Source organism: Ruegeria sp. BHSA118, assembly GCF_059613405.1.
In genome coordinates this window covers 1-21,302 of record NZ_JBXWSM010000059.1, presented here as the reverse complement: position 1 = coordinate 21,302, position 21,302 = coordinate 1, and the positions used below count along the sequence as shown (strand labels likewise).

The following is a 21,302-nucleotide window of genomic DNA, read 5'->3' as shown; positions in this document are numbered from 1 at the left end:
TCCTTTACATGCCCAAGGCGCCCGCTACATCAGCCAACGCGTTGCTGGCGTTCAGTGCGACAATGGCAAATGTGAACACAAGCACCTGTGTGTTCAGGCGGAAATCCTCGCCCCGGATCAGGTTGACTGCGGCCATCGATACGGCAATTGGTGCGGAAACGCTGGCCAGAACTCCGGTCATGCACCAACTGCTGAGGCGCAGGATGTCGCTTGGCTTGTCATCATCATCCGCGATGGAAGCGCCTGCGTCCTTCTGGGTGGGCAGGTCTGCCTCGTCGCTTCGGAACGCGATGCTGAGCAATTGTTCGTCCGTCAGTTGAATTGGACGCGCGGCAGGAGTGTGTAGGGCAGTGATCGTGTCATCCTGTACCGACTGCTGCATCCCGGCAAACTGTCCGGTCAGTGATTGAAAGATCTGCTTTCGATCCCGCGTTGTTCGGCTTGGTGTCAGGGTGTCAAAGGCGCTCATGAAGTGCTCGACGGTGAGAACCGTGTGCGGCGACAACCATTCAACCCGCCGGGTCGAACAGATATCGACCATGCGATACAGAGTAACCACCAGCATCAGTTCGGAAATCTCGGCGTCGTCCAAAAGTGGCGAGACTGGCGTGATCGTCAGTACCAACCTGTTTTGGGGATGTGACACGCGGGGTTTTGTCATGGTTTTCAACCCTGCGGCGCGATCCATGCGCTCGTAACGATCCTGCTGCCCGGAGGTGCCTGTATCCAGAGTCATCCGCACAAGATACTGGCTCGAGACGATGCTGGCCTCGGTCGCGCTGAGCAGGGCCTTGCGCTCAACCAGATGACCGTAGTCTTCCAGCGTCGTGGCGACGATCGTTCCAAAGCGCTCTATCGCGCCAGTTGCGTCGCCATCAAATTGCAGGCCGCCATGGTAGCTGTGCTTCCGAGCCACTGCCCTGTCCTTTTTTTCGTTCTGTCAGCCAAAGGTTAGCACCCCTTCTTGCAGAGAATTTGGCAAAAAATGCAAAAAAAGTGAAATTTCCCGGCGATTGGTTACGCTTTGGAAACCAAGCAACTAAAGGCTTTTGTTTGTCACTGTGGCGGAAATGTGGCGAAATCGGGCGCAGCGCGTGTTGTCGGTGCGGCGGGGCTAATTGTCGATTCGGGCGGCCATAATTGCGATGGATTGCTGATAGACCGAGGCTGCATTCCACTGCTGCAAGACGCGGAAATTTGGTTCCCCGGGTTGATAGCCGCGCCCCGGTTTCCACCCCTTCTGGCGAAGAAAATTGGCGGTTGAGGCCAGTGCATCCGTCATGTTGTAGAAGTCCACGCGCCGGTCGCCCGTAGCATCGACACCATAGGTCAGGGCGTTGCCGGGCAGGAATTGCGTGTGGCCCAGTTCGCCATGTTTTGCCCCTTTTGTCGCCATTGTGATGCTGCCCATGTCGACCAGTTTCAGTGCCCCAATTGCGTGGGGAATAAAGAACTCAGACCGGCGACAATCATAGGCCAGAGTTGTGATTGCGGAAACAACCTGACTGTCACCCATGAAATTGCCAAAGCCGGTTTCCATGCCGTGAATGGCGATCAGAACGCCCGCAGGAACACCATATTGCCGCTCAAAGGCGGCATAATAGTTCGGGTTGGCAGCTTTGCGTTTGCGGCCCTGAGCGATGATTGTATCAGCCCCTCGGACTCGCATGAATTTGTCCAGCGAGTATTTGAAGCTTTTTTGATTGCGGTCCGCGGCGATGGTGCGCGTGGCATATTGTGTCTGGGACAGCGCTTGCAGCCCCTTCTTTTTCACCCCCGCCTTGCGTGCCTGTTTGGCAAAATCGACCTTCCACGCCTCAAATCCTGCGCTGGTGTTGCCACAGGGTGCGGCCAGAACCGGGGACGTCAGGGAAAAGGCAAGAATGGTGGCTAGGCGAAACATGGGCGTAATCCGATGGAATTGAAATCTTCGGTCAGCCTAACGTGGGCTGCGCCTTGGGCAAAGCGGTTAATAAAGGTCCAGCTCACCCTTTTTCCTGAGCGTTTCGAACCATTCCTCTGGGGTGGCATTGATGCGGGCGTGTTTCACCATCATTGCGTTCATATTTGGCAAGCGGGTCGAATCCGGCCAGTCTTTGGGTTGCCACAGATGCGCGCGGATTACACATTTGGGACAGTGTGCAAATGCTGTCTCGACATGGATGAGCAGCGCCAGTTTTAGCAGGTGCCCGTCAATGGCCATGGTTTCAAGCAAACGGGGGTCAGCACAGATACGGGCTGTGCCGCGAATGCGGAGCGTTTCCATCTTGCCCGGAACAAAGAACAGGACGCTGACGCGCGGATCCTTGAGAACATTGTGGAACGTATCCACGCGTTTGTTTCCCGGCCGATCCGGGATCGCGATCAGGGTTTCGGACAGCACCTGAACAAAGCCGGGCGGGTCGCCACGGGGTGAAACATCAAGATGCCCGTCCGTGTTGGCCGAAGCGATCAGGCAAAATGGCGAGGTCGCTATGAAATCGCGACACATCTGATCGAGTGAGGACACCTCCTTGGCAATGATCTGTGGCAGCGGATGGCCAGAGATCCGTCTCAGCTCCTGTTCGGATGTCACAAGGTTTGAGAATTTCGAGAAAGGTGAGGTATCGCAAGGCATACTGTCGTCTCCGGCCGGGAGTGTTCTCACCAGTCTGTTGGATCAACGGCGGCGCGTCAAACCGTGTGGGCAGAAATGATAAGGGCGCCCGAAGGGGCGCCCTGGAAATTCGTTCCAAAACTCAGCTTAGCAGCTGTAGTACATGCCGTACTCCACCGGGTGCGGCGTGTGCTCGTAGGTTTCCACCTCTTCCATCTTGAGCGCGATGTAGCCGTCAATCTGGTCTTTGGTGAACACATCGCCCTGAAGCAGGAAGTCGTGATCCGATGCCAGAGCTTCCAGAGCTTCACGCAGGCTACCGCAGACGGTTGGGATGTCGGCCAGTTCCTCGGCGGGCAAGTCGTACAGGTTCTTGTCCATCGCCTCGCCGGGGTTGATCTTGTTCTTGATGCCATCAAGACCAGCCATGAGCAGGGCGGCAAACGCCAGATAAGGGTTGGCGGCCGGATCGGGGAAGCGTGCCTCGACACGTTTGGCTTTGGGGCTTTCAGTCCATGGGATACGCACACAACCCGAACGGTTGCGCGCCGAATAGGCCCGCAGAACGGGGGCTTCGAAACCAGGGATCAGACGCTTGTAGCTGTTGGTTGCCGGGTTGGTGAAGGCGTTCAGAGTCTTGGCGTGCTTCAGGATGCCGCCGATGAAATACAGCGCCTCGTCCGACAGGTCGGCATATTTGTCGCCGGCGAACAGGGGCTTGCCATCTTTCCAGATCGACATGTTCACATGCATGCCGGTGCCGTTATCACCTGCGATAGGCTTCGGCATGAAGGTCGCCGATTTGCCGTAAGCGTGGGCCACGTTGTGGATGACGTACTTGTACTTTTGCAGCTCGTCGGCCTGCTTGGTCAGGCTGTCAAAGATCAGGCCCAGCTCGTGCTGGCAAGACGCTACTTCGTGGTGGTGCTTGTCGACCTTCATGCCCAAACGTTTCATGGTCGACAGCATTTCCGAACGCAGGTCCTGGGCTTCATCGATCGGGTTGACCGGGAAGTAGCCGCCCTTGACGCCCGGACGGTGGCCCATGTTGCCCATCTCGTATTCGGTGTCGGTGTTCCACGACGCATCCGTTGCATCAACTTCGAAGGATACTTTGTTGATGCTGTTGGAAAAACGAACGTCATCAAACAGGAAGAATTCAGCTTCGGGACCCATGTAGGCAACGTCACCGATACCGCTGGACTTCAGGTAGGCTTCGGCTTTCTGCGCGGTTCCGCGCGGGTCGCGGCCATAGGCTTCACCGGTGTCGGGCTCAACGATCGAGCAGTGCAGACACAGTGTCTTTTCCGCATAAAACGGGTCGATGTAAGCCGAGGTCGTGTCGGCGATCAGCTTCATGTCCGAATTTTCGATCGACTTCCAGCCTGCAATGGACGAGCCGTCAAACATGAAGCCTTCTTCCAGGAAATCTTCGTCGACCAGATCGACGTCCACCGTGACGTGCTGTAGTTTGCCGCGCACGTCGGTGAAGCGGATGTCGACATAGGCGACGTCTTCTTCGCGGATTGTATTGAGAACTGCGTCTACGCTCATTCCCTTGGTCCTTTTGATAGATGTGTCAGTAATCGTGTGAGTTAGAGCGCTTCCGAGCCGGTCTCGCCGGTCCGGATGCGAATGGCTTGGTCGACGGGCGAGACGAAAATCTTGCCGTCTCCGATCTTGTCGGTTTTGGCGGCCGACACGATTGCTTCGATCGCGGCGTCGACCTGGTCGTCGTCCAATACGACCTCGACTTTAACCTTGGGCAGAAAATCGACGACATACTCGGCGCCGCGATACAGTTCGGTATGGCCTTTCTGGCGACCGAAGCCTTTGACCTCGATGACGCTGAGGCCCTGGACGCCCACATCCTGCAATGCCTCTTTTACTTCGTCCAGTTTGAACGGCTTGATGATCGCTTCGATCTTTTTCATCCCGGTTCACCTTGAATGGTTGTCTCAGGGGCAGTGATCACGTCTAAGATCGGGCGGCAATGTGATTGCGATATCGTGCAGGTCGGGATGCTTGGAAAAACGATCGGGTGCTAAATTTTGAGCGATTTGCACAAAAAGTAATCAAAACTGAATCGGACGAGGGGTGAAAGGATGGAATTGCTGACAGCGGCACAGATGCGGGCCATTGAGCAGGCCGCCATCAAGTCTGGTGACGCGACCGGTCTGGAACTGATGGAGCGGGCCGGGCAGGGTGTTGTTGACGCGATTTTCGAGGAATGGCCCGTGTTGGACAGGCGAGGGGCCAGCCCCTCGCGCTCCCCGGGATATTTAGAGCCAGATGAAGAGGATCCGCTGCGCGCAGTGGTGCTGTGCGGACCCGGCAACAATGGGGGTGACGGGTTTGTCGTGGCACGGCTTTTGCAGCAGCTGGGTTGGGAGGTTGAGGTCTTCCTTTATGGAGACCCGGCAAAGCTGCCACCGGATGCGCGGGCGAATTATGAGAGATGGGGAGCAAAGAACGAGGTTCGCGTATTCGCCGTCGATCCTGCCCCGTTTAAGGATGATTTTCTTAGGTTTCCAAAGAGCATTGATCTGGTTGTCGACGGGGTTTTTGGCACGGGTCTCACCCGACCATTTGTCGGTGTGTTTTCCATGTTGGCCAACGAACCAGCCAGAACCCTGCTGCGAGATCAAGGCGTAAAGGTCGTTTCAATTGACGCGCCAAGCGGCTTGTGCGCCGACAGTGGTCGCATTCTCGGCAATGCGATTGTTGCTGACATGACGGTGACGTTTCACAGCAAAAAGCTTGGGCATGTTCTGGGTGATGGTCCGATGACCTGCGGGACGGTCCGAACCAAGTCGATTGGGCTTGAAACACTTGAAGACGGTCAGATCGTTCACACAACCGAGGCCGACAGGGTGAAGCTGTCGAAAGTTCCGGTTGGCCACAAATACTCGCATGGCCACGCTTTGATCCTGTCCGGGGGGGCGGGCAAAACAGGGGCCGCGCGGTTGGCGGCGCGGGGGGCTTTGCGGGTTGGGGCAGGGCTGGTGACGCTGGGCGTGCCGCCGTCTGCGCAGATGGAGGTGGCCAGCCAGATCACGGCCCTCATGTTGCAGCGGGTTGATGGGGCTGATGGGTTGTCTGAAATACTGGAGGATACGCGCCTGAATGCGCTCTGCCTGGGGCCTGCGCTGGGGTTGGAGCGGGCGCGGGCGCTTGTGCCGATCGCCTTGGCTGCGCGGCGGGCGACCGTGTTGGATGCGGATGCTTTGTCAGCTTTTGCCGAGGATCCCGGCGCCCTGATCGCGCGATTGCACGACAAATGCGTACTGACACCGCATGGCGGGGAATTTGCACGGGTATTCCCGGACATCGCCGCGCAGATGAAGGCGCTTCCGGTCAAGGGCCCGGCGTTTTCCAAGGTGGACGCAACGCGTGCTGCTGCAAAACGGGCTGGGTGCGTGGTTCTGTTCAAGGGCCCGGACACGGTGATTGCTGCGCCGGATGGACGGTGCGTAGTCAACTTGGCCGTATACGAAAGAGCGGCCCCCTGGTTGGCGACGGCCGGGTCTGGCGATGTGCTGGCAGGGTTCATCGCAGGTTTGTTGGCGCGAGGTTTGGCACCGATGCGGGCGGCGGAAACTGCGGCTTGGCTGCATGTGGAGTGCGCGCGCCAGTTCGGGCCGGGTTTGATCGCGGAAGATTTGCCGGAACAGGTGCCGGAGGTTTTCAGAAAGTTGAATATTTGAGTTCGTTGGGCATGGAACGGCCCAATTCACGGCGAGTCGGCGAAAATCCGCCGTCAAGGTTCGCATCAATGCAGACCGAATGTTTGCCAGATGCATAGCTGGACGTCACAATTTATTTGCGCACTTTTTTGCAGATTTTCGAATAGATCCGTAACTGTATGATATAAAATGCAAAATATTCGTTTTTTCCGACAATCTATGTTGCGAAATTGCAATGCTTGCGAGGGAGTGAATGCGAACCACTGGAACGCTCGTAGTTAGTAAACAATTGGACAGTACCCGAACCCCGAACCTTTCATGGTGAGTGAAATGACCCTTAACATCAAACCGATATCAGTAGCCGCTGTTCTGACTGCGACGACCGCCATCCCGGCTGTGGCGGAAATGAAGTACGAAAACAATAGTGGCGGATATGTGCTGCTGTATGGGCAACTGCACCCCGCCTTGATCTCGGTGGATGACGGACAGGATACCGAGACCCGTGTTCTCGACAACGATCTGTCGAACAGCCGTGTTGGCCTGCGTCTTGTGCAGCCATATGGAAGCAACGAGTTCCAATTTTGGTTTGAAACGGGCCTTGGTCTGCCGGGTTCGGCGTCTGCCAATCAATTCGGAACCAACGCAGATGGTTGGAATCGCGAAGACATTCGCCATGTGGATTTTTCGCTGAAAGGTGGCTATGGCAAGTTTTCGGCAGGTCAGGGCAGCATGGTCGCTGATGGTGCCGCAGAGGTTGATCTGTCATATGTCGGAACCGCGCTGTATTCGTTCACCAACGATGAAAATTCAGGGTTCTTCTATCGCGACACGACCGGTTTGCTGAGCGGTATTACAGTTGGCGACAGTTCCAGCAACTTTGACGGCGCGCGGCGCGGTCGTGTGCGGTATGATACGCCAACGTTCAATGGGTTCTCAGCTGGATTCGCTTATGGTCAGAACATTTTGTCCAGCAGCGACGATGACGATTATTACGACGTCGGTCTGTTTTATGAAAACACCTTTGCCGGTGGTGTGGAATTCGCCGCAGCCGTTGCCTATTCGGTACGAGACCGGGACAACAATTCGGGGGATCGCAAAGATACGATCGGTTCTGCTTCTGTCCTGCTTCCCAGCGGGTTGGGCTTTACGATTGCGGGCGGTACGCGCGACGATGATCAGGCCGGTGCTACGGATCCGAACTATTGGTATGGTAAGATCTCGTATGAAGGCAACTGGGTGTCCTGGGGCAAGACCGGCGTCGGCATCGATTACTATGATGGCTCGGATTTCCAGAGCAACGGTTCTGACACCAAAGCCTGGGGTGTCGCGGTCGTGCAGAAAGTCGAAGCGATCAATACGGATGTCTATCTGAAATACCGCAACCACGATTTCGATGACGGCACATCCTTTGACAACAACGAAGCATGGGTTCTGGGCGCACGCTGGAAGTTCTGATTGCCCGGCTGGAACAAGCGCGAACGCCCCGGTTTCCGGGGCGTTCTTTTTTGCGGTTTTGGCGATCAAATACCACTGGATTCAGCCTTTGCCCCTTGCACGTGGGCGGCTGGGCAAATAGAAGGCTTCAAATTTGCCCGGCGCGCCCTATTTGCGCGCCCCGAATCCTATGGGGACTACCATAATGCAGGTTACCGAGACGCTGAACGAAGGTCTGAAACGTGGCTACAACATCGTTGTGTCAGCAGCCGAGCTGGACGAGAAGGTCAATGAAAAGCTGACCGAGGCGCAGCCGGAAATCGAAATGAAAGGTTTCCGCAAAGGCAAGGTGCCAATGGCGCTGCTGAAAAAGCAGTTTGGCCAGCGCCTGTTGGGCGAGGCGATGCAGGAAACCATCGACGGCGCCATGAACAAGCATTTCGAAGACAGCGGTGATCGCCCCGCGCTTCAGCCCGAGGTCAAGATGACCAATGAGGACTGGAAAGAAGGCGATGACGTGGAAGTCGCCATGTCCTACGAGGCGCTGCCGGCGATCCCGGAAGTTGACCTGAAATCGGTCGAGTTGGAGAAGCTGATCGTCAAGGCCGATGACGCTGCTGTCGAGGAAGCGCTGAACAATCTGGCGGAAACCGCTCAGGACTTCAAAGCGCGCCGCAAGGGATCAAAAGCCAAGGACGGCGACCAGATCGTGTTCGATTTCGTCGGCAAGGTTGACGGCGAGGAATTCGAAGGTGGTTCGGCAGAGGATTACCCGCTGGTTCTGGGCTCGAACAGCTTCATCCCCGGCTTCGAAGAGCAACTGGTTGGCGTGAAAGCCGAAGAAGAAAAAGACGTCAACGTCACGTTCCCTGAAGAGTACGGTGCCGAGCATCTGGCCGGAAAAGACGCCGTGTTCACCTGCACAATCAAGGAAGTCAAAGAACCGGTTGCTGCGGAAGTGAACGACGAGCTGGCCAAAAAATTCGGTGCCGAAGATCTGGAAGCCCTGAAAAAGCAGATCGCCGAGCGTCTGGAAGCTGAATATGCAGGTGCATCGCGCGCCGTGATCAAGCGCGCTTTGCTGGATGCGCTGGACGAGATCGTGTCGTTCGACCTGCCGCCGTCGCTGGTTGAAGCCGAAGCCAAGCAGATTGCGCATCAGCTGTGGCACGAAGAAAACCCAGAAGTCGAAGGCCACGACCACGACCCGATCGAGCCTACGGACGAGCACACCAAGCTGGCCGAGCGCCGCGTGCGTCTGGGCCTGTTGCTGGCTGAACTGGGCCAGAAGGCCGAGGTTGAAGTCACCGACGCCGAGATGACACAGGCAATCATGAACCAGGCACGTCAGTACCCGGGTCAGGAACGTCAGTTCTTTGAGTTCGTTCAGCAGAACGCACAGATGCAACAACAGCTGCGTGCGCCGATCTTTGAAGACAAGGTTGTGGACTACGTGTTGGAGCTGGCTCAGGTCGCCGACAAGGAAGTCAGCAAAGACGACCTTAAGAAAGCCGTTGAGGCACTGGAAGAGGAGTAATCCTCTTCCTTCCCTTCATCAGAAGAAGGGACAAAAAACGGAGCCGCCTGCAATCAGACGGCTCCGCATGGGTGGCTTTTGTATCTATGAGGTGAGGGGGTCAGGCCTCATGAGCAAAAGCACGGGGGGTTTCCAAAAGAGCGGTTTTTTGTTCTGGCGTGAACGTATCCGTAAGCGCTTCGATCAGCTTGAGGACATCCTGCCGTTCAGCTTCGGTTTTTGCCGCGCTCATCTGTTCCACAAAGTACTTCTCTAGATCGGTGAGTGGTTTGTGATCCTGATTCGCCGGGTTCTTGGCCGCGGCTTTCTTCGCCGCAAACAGGGCCAGCGCCTCTTCGTCGTCCATGAAGACGTCATTGTGAATGTCCGCAAATTCACGCAGGCCGGCGATACGTTCTTCGGTGCAGTCCAACAAAGCGGCCAATGCGTGAACCTTGCCCATTGGAACCGTCTTGCCGACATAGTCATAAGGCGCGCAATTCGAACGCTTCAGCACCCGATCCATGACCGGATCGATCACGGTGATGATGTCCTGAATACCTGCGTTTTTCGCATATTCCAAAGATCCGATCATCAACTCGCAAGTCGCGTAGGAGACTGAGTTCTTTTCCTTGCCACGCGTGAGGCGTTGGGTGTCTACGCAGAAACGAGTGGATTCCCACATGGTAGCGCTGCGAAGAGGTGCTTCGCCGCAAAGGATCGCCGAAAAGACATCCGACAACATGTGAGGTCCGGTTGTCTGGAGGGCACGCACGGCTGCGACGACATTCCCCTCATCGTCGAGTCCGATTACATATGCCGGGTCCAGTTGATCGAACTCGTCGATTTCTTTTCCGTCTTGAATGTTGACGTCCCATCCCAGGCGCCCACCAAAAACGCGTGCTCTCAGCTCGAACATTTCGTCAAGAACTTCGCTGAACATATGTCTGTTCAGGCCATCTACCACGATGATCATTTCTTCCCCCTTCGAGTGGTTGTTCGGTAAATTAGAAGTTACCGGACTCGGGGAGATTTTCTATTGGGGGTTTCCCGTATTTTGGCGAAATTTGGCGATTTTTTTGTTTAACTTGGGGTAATAAGCCCAATTGCAATCGCGCGGCCAACGGCCTGAGGGGTGGTCAGCGCACTAAGCTTTTCTCGGCTGGAACGCAAGTGCACTTCTACGGTTCGGTGCGAAATGGACAGAATATCGCCGATATCCTGTTGCGATTTCCCCGCTGCAACCCACTGCAATATCTCTGTCTCACGTCTGGAGAGCGTTGGATGATACAGCGCGCTGGTCAATTCGTCTGATGAAACCACGTTGTCATGGATGTGCACTGCCATCGACTGCAAGTCACTGATGACATGCGTATAAAGCTTGCGCCATTCCTCTTTGCTGCAATCGCGCGTTGCGCTCAGCAGGCCGATATCCCCATAGGGGCCGCGCACGGGAATCGTAACGCCTTGGTTCGGCAATCCAAAATCATGGGCATCCCGGAATACACGTTGGAAATCGGGGCTGCGCTCGAGGCGGCTCCAATCCACGGGCGCGATGCTGCGGCGGGCCATGTGGATGGTCGGGTCGATCATGATCAGACCCTGGTTCTGGTAATGCTTGTTCCAGGCGTCGTCATATGTCACGAAGCCTGCCACCGTACCGGCGGCCGGGTTCATGCCAGCATATGCAGCATGATCCATATCATGCTTCTCACAGATTTGCCTTAGAAATTCGGTGTATCGAACTTCTGAATCCGGCAGAGTGCTCAGATCGACAATTTCCATGTGGTGCCTACCAGCTGCGGCCCATCTTACAGCCCGATGGTGTCGTCGAGCATGCATATAACACAGAGTGGAACCCGTTTACCTCACCGAGCCAGAACACCATACTTTCCTAAACATGACAAGGCGAGGTACTAATTGTCTGCGCAATTCCAAATATTGAGACATTCAATAGAACATTTTTGTCACTATTCAGCGAATAGTGCTAATTTCACGCGGCTTTCTGACGCTATTTACCGTCAGTTGGCGGGTTTCAGCCCAGTTTCCACCAGCAATCCGCGCGCCTTGGCTTCGGGGTAAAAGCCCTTGGCATAAAGAAATATGGCCCGATCCTGGTTGCCATCAGACAGAAGCCAGGCGCCCCGAAGGTATTTCCCGGCGAACTCAAGGTTGGTGTCCGCGTCCAACAAGCCTTTGGCGTTTCCGGTGTATCCCATGGATCGCGCGGTGGCCGGAAGGATTTGCAGCAGCCCATAATAGGGTCGGTTGACCGCCCAGGGGCGATGCGTGCTTTCACGAATGGCAAGCTTGTGAACAAGCTCTCGCGGAAGCTCGTAATGGTCCGCCCATTTGTTGATCGACGCACGAAGTTCCGGCGTTTCGTTTGGATAGAGCAGAGGGTTGAACTGTGATGTTTCGGCCTTGGAGACTTCTCCTGCACTGCAGGCAACCAATGGGGCTGTCAGTAAGAGTGCCAAGAGATTGCGACGTGTGAACGGGGGCATAAGTTTCTCCGGGGTTTCGAGTGGCAATGATATGGCCTGAGTATTTGGCTGCAAGATAATGGATGGAGTTGGGCTGAAATTTGCTGGTTTGGCTCGGAAACAAGAAAAAAGGCCGCGCTGAAGCACGGCCTTTGTTTTGTTCGAAACCTTGCCGGATCAGGCTTTGGCTTCGTCTTCCTCGGCAGGAGCGGCTTCCGGGGCCAGCTCTTCGTCCTCGGACGCGGCCGAGCCGATGTCGTCGAACAGTTCGGCGATCTCGAATTCAGCAGCGGCTTCTTCTTCAGCAGCCAGTTCCTGAATCGATTTGCCCGAAGCCTGCAGTTCAGCTTCTTCTGCCGAACGGGCCACGTTCATCTTGATTTCGACTTCAACCTCGGGGTGCAGTTTAACGGCGACAGTGTGCAGACCCAGTTCCTTGATCGGGGCGATCAGGACAATCTGTTTCTTGTCGACGGTGAAACCTGCTTCGGTTGCGGCGTCAGCGGCGTCACGCGGGGTGACCGAACCGTACAGAGCGCCGGCATCCGATGCCGAGCGAATCACGACAAACTGCTGACCGTCCAGCTTTTCAGCCAGGGCCTCAGCTTCTTTCTTGGTTTCCAGGTTGCGGGCCTCAAGCTGCGCTTTCTGGGCTTCGAACGACGCGATGTTGGCGTCGGACGCGCTCAGGGCTTTGCCCTGGGGCAGCAGGAAGTTGCGGGCGTAGCCGGGCTTGACGTCAACGACGTCGCCCATCTGACCCAGTTTCGCAACGCGTTCCAGAAGGATAACTTGCATGTCAGTCTCTCCTTACTTCACGGCGTAGGGCAGCAGGGCGAGGAAGCGGGCGCGCTTGATAGCACGGGCCAGTTCACGCTGCTTTTTCGCCGAAACGGCGGTGATGCGCGAAGGCACGATCTTGCCACGCTCAGAGATGTAGCGCTGTAGCAGACGCGTGTCTTTGTAGTCGATCTTCGGCGCGTTCTCACCCGAGAACGGGCAGACCTTGCGGCGGCGGAAAAATGGTTTTGCGGCCATGGTTTAGTGTCCTTTCCTCAGGCGGTGATCAACGACGCTCGCGGCGGTCGCCACGCTCGTCACGCTTCTGCATCTGAACCGACGGGCCGTCTTCGTGGCCGTCGACCTTGATGGTCAGAACGCGCATGACGTCGTCATGCAGGCGCATCAGGCGTTCCATTTCCTGTACCGCACCCGAGGGGGCATCGGTCTTCAGGAAGGCATAGTGGCCTTTGCGGTTCTTGTTGATCTTGTAGGCCATCGTCTTGACGCCCCAGTACTCGCTATCAACCAGCTTGCCGCCGTTGTCAGCCAGAACGGTGCCGAAATGTTCGACGAGGCTTTCCGCCTGCGCGTTGGACAGGTCCTGACGCGCGATCATTACATGCTCATACAGTGGCATGTGCACTCCTGTTTATATCAAGGCGCATTTCATAGGCGGGGCCATCCGGTCCTTCGCGACCCTGCCACGAGAGGCTGCGCGATTCATCTGATTGCGAAGGATGGCCCCGTATACACGTTTGAACCGCAGGAGCAAGCCCTGCCACATATGCCTTTGAGACGCCGTCCAATTTCCTTTGGGCCGCCCCAATGCTGACGCTTTTCGGCTCAAAGTTGTTTTGCATACCGGACGTTACCCGGACCAAACAGAAAATCGACAGTAACCTGATAAAAGGTGAAGTGTTATGACCGCGACCAATACAAACACATACCGGGAAGAGGCGGCAGGCTCGCGCTTTGAGCATTCGGTGCCGGTGATGATTGCCTTCGCGCCAAACTGGAAGGCCCGTTTGATCCTGGCGCGGTTGGTAGGAGCGTTCCTGATCTTTTCGGCGTTTTCGATGTGGCTGATGCCGGGTTCGATCGTGGGTGCAGATGTCTGGCCGATCAAGATGGTGGCATCCATGCTGTTTCTGATTGTCGGTGTCAGTTTGCTGACAATCGAAGTTTTTGATCAACGCCCGGATGCTTATTTCGATCCGATCCGCCGCGAAGTCCGTGTTCTGCAAAAGAACGAGGACGGGCGCCCTCAGACGGTGCTGCGCCGCAGTTATGAGTCGCTGGGTGGTGCACGTTTTGAGGAAAACGAAGTCCACTTGTTCGATGTGGATGGGAGCCTTTTGATGAAGCTGCCCCTTGAATCGGCGGATGTCAGCCGAGCGTTGAAAGGACAACTGAGCAAGAGCGTAACAATTTTCGGCTGAACTTTATTCTGTTCAAAAAGGAACAGATGTTGTGACTCGAAAAAGGTTGTGTGCCGCCGACAGGCGGCACATTTTGTTCGTGAGCAACCCTGACGGATTGCATTCACAAAAACGCGGAGATTGTTATGAAATCCACCCTTCTTGCTGCTGCACTGGCCGTATCGGCGACCACGGCATTCGCCAGCGCCGAGAAATACGTGCTGGACCCGAGCCACAGCCAGGTTGTCTTCACCTATGACCACCTGGGCTTTTCAACGACAACCGGCATGTTCTCGGGCTTTGAGGGCGAGATCATGTTTGATCAGGAAGATCCGGCTGCGTCGAGCGTCAGTGTGTCGATGCCGGTATTGGAAATGTTCACCGGCTGGAAGCCGCGTGAAGATCACTTCATGACCGAAGATTTCTTTGGTGCGACCGACGGCGATCTGATCACCTTTACCTCGACAGGTATCGAAGTGACGGGTGAAAACACTGCCAAGATTACCGGCGACCTCACCATGAACGGCGTGACCAAATCCGTTGTTCTGGACGCAAAACTGAACAAGGTTGACACCCACCCGATGGCAAACAAGCCATGGGCCGGTTTCAACGCAACCACGACCCTTGTCCGCAGTGAATTTGATCTGGGCCAGTTCGCACCGTTTGTAAGTGACGAAGTGCAGGTGCAGATCTCGGTCGAAGCGCAAAAAGCCGAATAAGCGTAAGACAACGAACAAGAAAACCGCCGGTGATCCTGTCACCGGCGGAATTTTTTTGGCATTACTGACTGCGGGACGCAGCGAGTTCCACAGCGACTGAGACGGTGAAGCCGAGCGAATCTTCGGTGGGCTGCGATGCGCCGATGCCGAAATCCAACCTGTTCAGATCAACCGATCCCGTCATGGTCGCGGTGCCGTCCTGAAGCTCCAGTGAAAACGGGAGTATGATGTCGATCATCTTGTCGCGGATTGTCAGCGGTCCGCGTGCCTCGTATCCGTTTTCGGTTTTGAAAAGGTCAGCCGTGAACTGGGCCGTCGGAAACTGGGCGTTGTTGAAGAAATCCGCACCCATGGCCTGTTCGGTTACGGTTCCGAGGCTGAGAGACCCTATGGCAATCGTGACCTCGACGGACCCGGCCGGGCCAGGCTCGGCAGGTTCGTCAAAAGCAATTGCGGCTGTCCAGTCGGAAAACGAGCCGGTGACCGGGCTGCCCAATTGCGAGATCGTGATGGAAAGGGTGCCGTTCTGAATCTGCCAGTCTGATTGCACCTCGGCCAGTTGGACGTCGGCGTCATCATCGTCGGCCTCACGCGCAAATTCGCCAGAGACCCAGCCCCCGGCGAGGACAAGCGCCCAAACGGCCACCGCGGCGATGGCGGGCACAAGGGAATGATGCTGGTGTGGAGGTTCAGGTGCGTCCGACCCACCCGGCAACATCCTGCGCAACGTGCTGTCTTTGTCTATGACGTGATGTTTCAACGCTCCGGCAACGTGCAGGACCAGCGCGCCGACGAGCGTCCACATGAACAGCCAATGCAGAACGCCTGTCACCTCAGCCACAATGGTTGATTTCGGTACAAAAGGCAGATTTTGGCCGAAGGGCCAGAGGATTGGCGCAAACCCTTCGGTTGCGGCGTGGTGTACCCAACCGGTCAGTGGCACAAGCACCAGTGACCCATAAAGAAGCCAGTGGACAGTTTCGGCGGCGAAAGCCTCGGGCTTGTTGTCGGCATTCAGCAGGCCGGGCTTGGTTTGCGTGAAGGCCCATACTATCCGAGCCAATGCAACGAAGAACACGGTGACGCCCACGGTTTTGTGCAATGAGAACATGCGCGCCGCGCGTGCGACTTCGGCCTCGCTTGGGGCTGTGGAGGCATGCAGCACGGCGTAGGCCAGGTTGTCCGCGATCCAGCCGAGCGGCAGGGCCGTGATGATGAGCAACGCGGTGAGCCAGTGAAACGTCTTTGCGACACTGCCGTAGCTTGAGAAGGAATTGGTCGAGGCCATGGGTGCAACGCTCCGAGATTCTGTGCTGCGCCCAAGTTAAGGTTATCGGAAGTCGGCACAAGTAAGCGCCTGTGCACAGCCAAGGTGCCAGAATGCAGAACACAGGCAGTGCTTGTGCCAGACGATCAGTCAGTTTACACCCCGCCGCAACCTGACGTCATCCATGAGGTTGCAATGACACTCGCGTTCGTTTTTCCGGGGCAGGGCGCCCAGACCATCGGTATGGGCAAAGCACTGGCCGATGCCTATCCGGCGGCGCAGGCCGTCTTCGATGAGGTGGACGAGGCACTGGGAGAGAAGCTGAGCAGCGTGATCTGGGACGGCGACATCGCCGACTTGACGCTGACTCAGAATGCCCAGCCGGCCCTTATGGCGACATCCATGGCGGCAATGCGTGCGCTGGAAGCCGAAGGCGTTTCGGTTGGTCAGGCGGCTTTCGTGGCGGGTCATTCCTTGGGTGAATACTCGGCCCTTGCGGCTGCGGGGGCTCTGTCGGTTGCGGACACCGCGCGCCTGCTGCGCACCCGCGGTCTGGCGATGCAAAGTGCCGTACCGGTCGGCGAGGGAGCAATGGCGGCCATTCTTGGATTGGACCTGGAGGCGGTTCGCGCCGTTGCAGAAGAAGCCGCGCAGGGGCAGGTCTGTCAGGCTGCCAATGACAACGATCCAACCCAGGTGGTTGTGTCCGGTTCCAAGGCTGCTGTCGAGCGTGCCGCCGAGATTGCCAAGGAAAAAGGCGCAAAACGTGCTGTTATGTTGCCTGTAAGTGCTCCATTTCACTGTGCGCTGATGCAGCCTGCGGCAGATGTCATGGCGGAAGCGCTTGCTGCCGTCGAGATTAAGGCGCCTTCCGTGCCTTTGGTGGCCAATGTACGCGCCGAAGCCGTCAGTGATCCGGATCTGATCCGCCAGTTGCTGGTGGAACAGGTGACGGGGTCGGTTCGCTGGCGTGAAAGCGTTCGGTTCATGGCCGCGCAGGGCGTGACTGAAACGTGGGAAATCGGTGCCGGCAAAGCGTTGTCCGGCATGATCCGCAAGATCGATCGTGCCATTGCAGGCAAGGCTGTGGGCACACCGGAAGATGTTCAAAAGGCCCTTCAGGCCGAATCGTAAGCTCAAAAAGCGTCGTGGCCGACGCACCAAGAGGAAAACCGAATGTTTGATTTGACAGGTAAGAATGCGCTGATCACCGGTGCTTCGGGCGGTATCGGAGGCGACATTGCGCGTGCGTTGCACGGTGCTGGCGCAGCGGTCGGATTGTCCGGTACACGGGTCGAGCCATTGCAGGCTCTGGCGGATGAACTGGGCGAACGCGCGCATGTTTTGCCTTGCAATCTGAGCGATCCCAAAGCGGTCGAAGCGTTGCCAAAGCAAGCGGCCGAGGCGATGGGATCGGTGGATATCCTGGTGAACAATGCGGGTATCACGCGCGATAACCTGTTCATGCGCATGTCCGACGAGGAATGGCAGAGCGTGATAGACGTGAACATGACCTCGACGATGAAACTGTGCAAAGGTGTGATCCGCGGCATGATGAAGTCACGCTGGGGCCGGATCGTGAATGTCTCGTCCGTGGTTGCCGCAATTGGCAACCCGGGGCAGGCAAACTATGCTGCGTCAAAAGCCGGAATGATAGGGTTTTCCAAGGCTTTGGCTCATGAAGTGGCAACGCGCGGAATTACCGTGAATGCCGTGGCGCCGGGTTTTATCACGACTGCAATGACCGAGAAGCTGACCGAGGAACAGAAAAAGGGTCTGTTGCTCAAGGTTCCGGCGGGTCGCATGGGTGAACCCGAAGAAATTGCAGCGGCTGTTCTGTATCTTGCCAGCCCCGAAGCCGGTTATGTTACCGGAAGCACCTTGCATGTGAACGGCGGTATGGCCATGTTGTGATCGCCACAGGGGCAGCGCGAAAGCGTTTGCCTCTTGCGTCGACTATGCTATAGGCGGCGCATCTATGCGGGGCCGGTTGTTCAGGTCGGCCTTCGACTTCCCGGTTCGCCGGGACCCAAACCGCCCGAAACGGGCAAATCAAAGCCAACCCGTGCGGGCAAGGGCAGAATCGGGCAGACCGCCCTGTAAAGGAATGAGGAATAGACATGAGCGACGTCGCAGATCGCGTTAAGAAGATCGTTGTTGAGCACCTGGGTGTTGAAGAAGATAAAGTCGCGGAAAACGCGTCCTTCATCGATGATCTGGGCGCAGACAGCCTGGACACCGTTGAACTGGTCATGGCCTTCGAAGAAGAGTTCGGCATCGAAATCCCCGATGACGCAGCCGAGACCATCCAGACCTTCGGCGACGCGGTCAAATTCATCAGCGAAGCGTCCTAAGCGTTTCCTTCTGATCAAAAGCGGCGCTTCCGGGCAACGGAGGCGCCGTTTTTTTATGTCCGCTCAAAATTCATGCTTGCGCGTGCATTTTCGGATGCGCACTGTTTCCATTGAGGCAAAATTCAAAGTGGACAGGGCATGATAAGATCCACTCCCATGATAAATACCGCGCGTTTGACGCTGTGTGCTATGCGCCCGGAGGACTTTGACCGGTTCGCCGAGATCTGGAGAGATCCGTGCGTTGTGCAGCATATTGGCGGCTCACCCCGATCGCGCGGCGAAGCATGGGATTCCTTTTTGCGCAATGCCGGGCATTGGCAGATGGCCGGGTTTGGACAATGGGGTGTGCTGCAACAATCGAATCGAAAGCTGATCGGACAGGCCGGTTTCTTTTACGGAAACCGTCAGATGGGCGAGGATTTCGACGGCTTTCCCGAGGCGGGTTGGGTTCTGGCGCCCGAGGCGCAGGGGCAGGGTCTGGGGTATGAGGCGGCCAAAGCAGCGCATGACTGGTTTGACCGGGTGATTCCCGGGCCTTTGGTAGCGATGGTGAATGCGTCCAACGCCTCGTCGCAGAAACTTGCCAAAAAGCTGGGCTATGTATTGATGCGGGAAGGGGTGTATAATGAAACCCCGGTGCATTTGCTTCGACGCAACGGGCCACCTGCGCTCGCGTAAATCCGCCACTTCGACACTATGCCGCAAAATGGCCAAACTGTGCCGATCCCGGTGATATTGGGAGGGCGTTCCAGGTGTATGCTGCCGGGGATTTTCAGAGCGATTGAGCGGAGGACCGAGCTCATGAGGATATACCCCACTATGGAGTTGCAGAACGGCCGGTGTGTCACGTTGGACAAAGGTCGTTTGGACAACGCTATGATTTGGCACGTAAACCCGGTTGAAACGGCGCGAAGCTGGGCCGAAGCGGGTGCCGAATGGATGCACCTGACTGATTTCGACGCGATCGAGGGCAAAGATACCAACGTCGAATTGATTGAAGAGATTATCCGCGCGGCCGAAATCCCGGTTCAGTTGGCAGGTGGTATGCGGACTCGCGAACAGGTCGAACGCTGGATTGACAAGGGCGTCGGTCGCGTCGTGATCGGGACGCTGGCAGCGCGCGAGCCGAAACTGGTCAAGGAATTGGCCACGCTCTACCCGGATCAAATCGTGCTGTCGGTCGATGTCTGGCAAGGTTTTGTAATGACGGATGGCTGGCGCAGCCAAAGCGTATTCACGCCCGAAGCGTTTATCGACGCATTCGAAGGGGCGCCGTTTGCTGCTATCGTGGTGACGGATATCGACAGCGATATGGAGGACGTCGAAGCTCAGCTTGGTTTGATCTCGGGGATTGCCAGCCAGTCGCGCACCCCGGTGATAGCAAGCGGGGTTGTACGTACCGCGGATGACATCTCGCGGCTGGCGTATATTCCCAATATCTCGGGTGCGATCGTGGGACGTGCACTGTTTCGCAAGACACTTGACCTGACAGATGCTCTGGAAACGGCAAAATCGGCGCATGAGCCGGTGGCACAGTTCCAATAAATACGCTTTGCCCTTTCAACCGGATTCGTGAAAGGGCGGGCAGCGATATCCATAACCCAAAGCGGTACTGCTTCGGTTGCCCGGCGGTGGGAAGCCCGCCTGAAATCGCCGTTGCTCTTGCCCCCGGACCCCGGGCCGGGGTAAGAGCGGTTCTCATAACAGGAAGCAGGCAAGAGGCACTTCATGCGCAGAGTCGTTGTAACCGGTCTTGGATTGGTCACTCCTTTGGCCAGCGGGGTCGAGGAAACCTGGTCGCGGCTGCTGGACGGAGAGTCCGGCGCTGGTCCCATCACGCATTTTGATGCGGAAGGCAGTGGTGTCGCCACGACCTACGCGTGTGAGGTGCCTCGCGGGGACGGAACCAACGGGACCTTCAATCCCGATGACTGGATGCCGCCGAAAGAGCAGCGCAAGATCGAGGACTTTATCCTGTATTCCATCGCAGCCGCTGAAATGGCCTGCAAAGATGCGAACTGGTTGCCGGAAGATGAAGAGGACCGCCTGCGAACGGGTGTTCTGATCGGTTCTGGCATCGGGGGGTTGGGTTCGATCGCGAATACCGCCAATCTGATCCGCGACAAAGGCCCGCGCCGGGTTTCACCGTTCTTTATTCCGGGTGCTCTGATCAACCTGGCATCAGGTCAGGTGTCGATCCGGCATGGCTTCAAGGGGCCGAACCATTCGGTCGTGACGGCGTGTTCCACCGGTGCCCATGCAATCGGTGACGCCAGCCGTATCATTCGGGCAGGTGACGCAGACGTCATGGTCGCTGGTGGCGGCGAAGGCTGCATCTGCGAGATCGGCATCGCCGGTTTCAACGCATGCAAGGCGTTGTCGACCAAATATGCGGATAATCCAAAGGCGGCCAGCCGACCCTATGACGTGGACCGCGACGGATTCGTCATGGGCGAAGGTGCGGGCATCGTCATCCTGGAAGAGTATGAACACGCGAAGGCCCGCGGTGCGAAGATCTACGCCGAGGTGCTGGGTTATGGCATGTCGGGCGATGCGTATCACATCACGGCACCGTCCGAGGATGGTGACGGGGCAGAACGTTCGATGAAAGCCGCGTTGCGCAGCGCGGGGCTGGAGCCGAAGGACCTGGATTATATCAACGCGCATGGCACCTCGACCATGGCGGATACGATTGAGCTGGGCGCGGTTGAGCGTTTGCTGGGGGACCACGCCGGGAACGCCACCATGACGTCGACCAAATCGGCAACCGGGCACCTTTTGGGTGCGGCGGGCGCGATCGAGGCAATCTTCTCGATTCTGGCGATCCGCGATCAGGTCGCACCTCCGACGATCAACCTGGATAACCCCGCGGTGGAGACACCGATTGATCTGGCCCCGAACGCCAAGCGTGAGCGCGAGATCAATGTGGCCCTGTCGAACTCGTTCGGGTTTGGCGGCACCAATGCCAGCGTGATCTTCGGAAAGGTCAACTAAATGTGGCGGGCCATTGCTTCGAACGCGCTGACCATTCTGGTGGTCGGCC

General features: G+C 56.9%; 23 protein-coding genes. 11 read left to right on the top strand and 12 right to left on the bottom strand.

Going from position 1 to position 21,302, the window contains the following annotated elements:
- Nucleotides 1-4: 4 nt before the first annotated feature.
- The 5 genes from AC2FNN_RS16285 to AC2FNN_RS16265 all read right to left on the bottom strand — a co-directional run bounded on the left by AC2FNN_RS16285 (nt 5) and on the right by AC2FNN_RS16265 (nt 4,530).
- Complete coding sequence (locus AC2FNN_RS16285; protein WP_496759548.1) at nt 5-916, bottom strand: hypothetical protein; 912 nt, start codon at nt 914-916, stop codon at nt 5-7.
- 198 nt (nt 917-1,114) lie between these two features.
- On the bottom strand, nt 1,115-1,903 hold the full coding sequence (locus AC2FNN_RS16280; RefSeq protein WP_496759547.1) for a lytic murein transglycosylase: 789 nt from the start codon (nt 1,901-1,903) through the stop codon (nt 1,115-1,117).
- Between the two features lie 66 nt (nt 1,904-1,969).
- Nucleotides 1,970-2,617 (bottom strand): MSMEG_1061 family FMN-dependent PPOX-type flavoprotein, encoded by a 648-nt coding sequence (locus tag AC2FNN_RS16275; RefSeq protein ID WP_496759546.1) that lies wholly within the window; start codon nt 2,615-2,617, stop codon nt 1,970-1,972.
- A gap of 126 nt (nt 2,618-2,743) precedes the next feature.
- Nucleotides 2,744-4,150, bottom strand: coding sequence for a type I glutamate--ammonia ligase (glnA, locus tag AC2FNN_RS16270; RefSeq protein WP_171631589.1), 1,407 nt, complete (start codon nt 4,148-4,150; stop codon nt 2,744-2,746).
- Nucleotides 4,151-4,191: 41 nt separating this feature from the next.
- Nucleotides 4,192-4,530, bottom strand: a complete 339-nt coding sequence (locus tag AC2FNN_RS16265; protein WP_152458342.1) for a P-II family nitrogen regulator — start codon at nt 4,528-4,530, stop codon at nt 4,192-4,194.
- A 171-nt stretch (nt 4,531-4,701) separates the two neighbouring features.
- On the opposite strand from AC2FNN_RS16265, the gene AC2FNN_RS16260 reads away from it, so the two are divergent.
- The 3 genes from AC2FNN_RS16260 to tig all read left to right on the top strand — a co-directional run bounded on the left by AC2FNN_RS16260 (nt 4,702) and on the right by tig (nt 9,253).
- Nucleotides 4,702-6,303 carry an NAD(P)H-hydrate dehydratase gene (locus AC2FNN_RS16260; RefSeq protein WP_496759545.1) on the top strand — a complete coding sequence of 534 codons (1,602 nt, stop codon included), beginning with the start codon at nt 4,702-4,704 and terminating at the stop codon, nt 6,301-6,303.
- A 309-nt stretch (nt 6,304-6,612) separates the two neighbouring features.
- The gene (locus AC2FNN_RS16255) at nt 6,613-7,737 is read left to right on the top strand and encodes a porin (RefSeq protein ID WP_496759544.1); all 1,125 of its coding nucleotides are present in this window, start codon (nt 6,613-6,615) and stop codon (nt 7,735-7,737) included.
- A 184-nt stretch (nt 7,738-7,921) separates the two neighbouring features.
- On the top strand, nt 7,922-9,253 hold the full coding sequence (gene tig, locus AC2FNN_RS16250; protein ID WP_496759543.1) for a trigger factor: 1,332 nt from the start codon (nt 7,922-7,924) through the stop codon (nt 9,251-9,253).
- Nucleotides 9,254-9,353: 100 nt separating this feature from the next.
- On the opposite strand, the gene AC2FNN_RS16245 is transcribed toward tig, so the two are convergent.
- The 6 genes from AC2FNN_RS16245 to rpsF form a co-directional block, all read right to left on the bottom strand.
- Nucleotides 9,354-10,208 carry an acyl-homoserine-lactone synthase gene (locus AC2FNN_RS16245; protein ID WP_496759542.1) on the bottom strand — a complete coding sequence of 285 codons (855 nt, stop codon included), beginning with the start codon at nt 10,206-10,208 and terminating at the stop codon, nt 9,354-9,356.
- 107 nt (nt 10,209-10,315) lie between these two features.
- Nucleotides 10,316-11,017 carry an autoinducer binding domain-containing protein gene (locus AC2FNN_RS16240; RefSeq protein WP_224852990.1) on the bottom strand — a complete coding sequence of 234 codons (702 nt, stop codon included), beginning with the start codon at nt 11,015-11,017 and terminating at the stop codon, nt 10,316-10,318.
- Between the two features lie 236 nt (nt 11,018-11,253).
- Nucleotides 11,254-11,739, bottom strand: coding sequence for a transglycosylase SLT domain-containing protein (locus AC2FNN_RS16235; RefSeq protein WP_496759541.1), 486 nt, complete (start codon nt 11,737-11,739; stop codon nt 11,254-11,256).
- Nucleotides 11,740-11,895: 156 nt separating this feature from the next.
- Nucleotides 11,896-12,516, bottom strand: coding sequence for a 50S ribosomal protein L9 (gene rplI, locus AC2FNN_RS16230; protein ID WP_496759540.1), 621 nt, complete (start codon nt 12,514-12,516; stop codon nt 11,896-11,898).
- A 12-nt stretch (nt 12,517-12,528) separates the two neighbouring features.
- Nucleotides 12,529-12,756: a 30S ribosomal protein S18 gene (gene rpsR / locus AC2FNN_RS16225; RefSeq protein WP_005608650.1), complete on the bottom strand. Its 228-nt coding sequence runs from the start codon at nt 12,754-12,756 to the stop codon at nt 12,529-12,531.
- A 28-nt stretch (nt 12,757-12,784) separates the two neighbouring features.
- Nucleotides 12,785-13,138 (bottom strand): 30S ribosomal protein S6, encoded by a 354-nt coding sequence (gene rpsF / locus AC2FNN_RS16220; protein WP_152458335.1) that lies wholly within the window; start codon nt 13,136-13,138, stop codon nt 12,785-12,787.
- Between the two features lie 283 nt (nt 13,139-13,421).
- Between rpsF and AC2FNN_RS16215 the strand changes: the two genes are divergently transcribed.
- Nucleotides 13,422-13,940, top strand: coding sequence for a hypothetical protein (locus tag AC2FNN_RS16215; RefSeq protein WP_496759539.1), 519 nt, complete (start codon nt 13,422-13,424; stop codon nt 13,938-13,940).
- A 125-nt stretch (nt 13,941-14,065) separates the two neighbouring features.
- Nucleotides 14,066-14,638: a YceI family protein gene (locus tag AC2FNN_RS16210; RefSeq protein WP_496759538.1), complete on the top strand. Its 573-nt coding sequence runs from the start codon at nt 14,066-14,068 to the stop codon at nt 14,636-14,638.
- A gap of 61 nt (nt 14,639-14,699) precedes the next feature.
- Here AC2FNN_RS16210 and AC2FNN_RS16205 read toward each other — a convergent pair whose 3' ends face one another.
- Nucleotides 14,700-15,926, bottom strand: coding sequence for a cytochrome b/b6 domain-containing protein (locus AC2FNN_RS16205; protein WP_496759537.1), 1,227 nt, complete (start codon nt 15,924-15,926; stop codon nt 14,700-14,702).
- 174 nt (nt 15,927-16,100) lie between these two features.
- On the opposite strand from AC2FNN_RS16205, the gene fabD reads away from it, so the two are divergent.
- The 6 genes from fabD to fabF all read left to right on the top strand — a co-directional run bounded on the left by fabD (nt 16,101) and on the right by fabF (nt 21,253).
- A complete protein-coding gene (fabD, locus tag AC2FNN_RS16200) occupies nt 16,101-17,039 on the top strand; it encodes an ACP S-malonyltransferase (protein WP_496759536.1) in 939 nt (312 codons plus the stop codon).
- Between the two features lie 42 nt (nt 17,040-17,081).
- Nucleotides 17,082-17,819 (top strand): 3-oxoacyl-[acyl-carrier-protein] reductase, encoded by a 738-nt coding sequence (gene fabG / locus AC2FNN_RS16195; RefSeq protein WP_496759535.1) that lies wholly within the window; start codon nt 17,082-17,084, stop codon nt 17,817-17,819.
- A 206-nt stretch (nt 17,820-18,025) separates the two neighbouring features.
- Complete coding sequence (locus tag AC2FNN_RS16190; RefSeq protein WP_008756330.1) at nt 18,026-18,259, top strand: acyl carrier protein; 234 nt, start codon at nt 18,026-18,028, stop codon at nt 18,257-18,259.
- Nucleotides 18,260-18,397: 138 nt separating this feature from the next.
- The gene (locus tag AC2FNN_RS16185; RefSeq protein ID WP_224852980.1) at nt 18,398-18,937 is read left to right on the top strand and encodes a GNAT family N-acetyltransferase; all 540 of its coding nucleotides are present in this window, start codon (nt 18,398-18,400) and stop codon (nt 18,935-18,937) included.
- A 123-nt stretch (nt 18,938-19,060) separates the two neighbouring features.
- Nucleotides 19,061-19,804, top strand: coding sequence for a 1-(5-phosphoribosyl)-5-[(5-phosphoribosylamino)methylideneamino]imidazole-4-carboxamide isomerase (locus AC2FNN_RS16180; RefSeq protein ID WP_496759534.1), 744 nt, complete (start codon nt 19,061-19,063; stop codon nt 19,802-19,804).
- 183 nt (nt 19,805-19,987) lie between these two features.
- Nucleotides 19,988-21,253, top strand: a complete 1,266-nt coding sequence (gene fabF, locus AC2FNN_RS16175) for a beta-ketoacyl-ACP synthase II (RefSeq protein ID WP_496759533.1) — start codon at nt 19,988-19,990, stop codon at nt 21,251-21,253.
- The last annotated feature ends 49 nt before the right edge of the window (nt 21,254-21,302 follow it).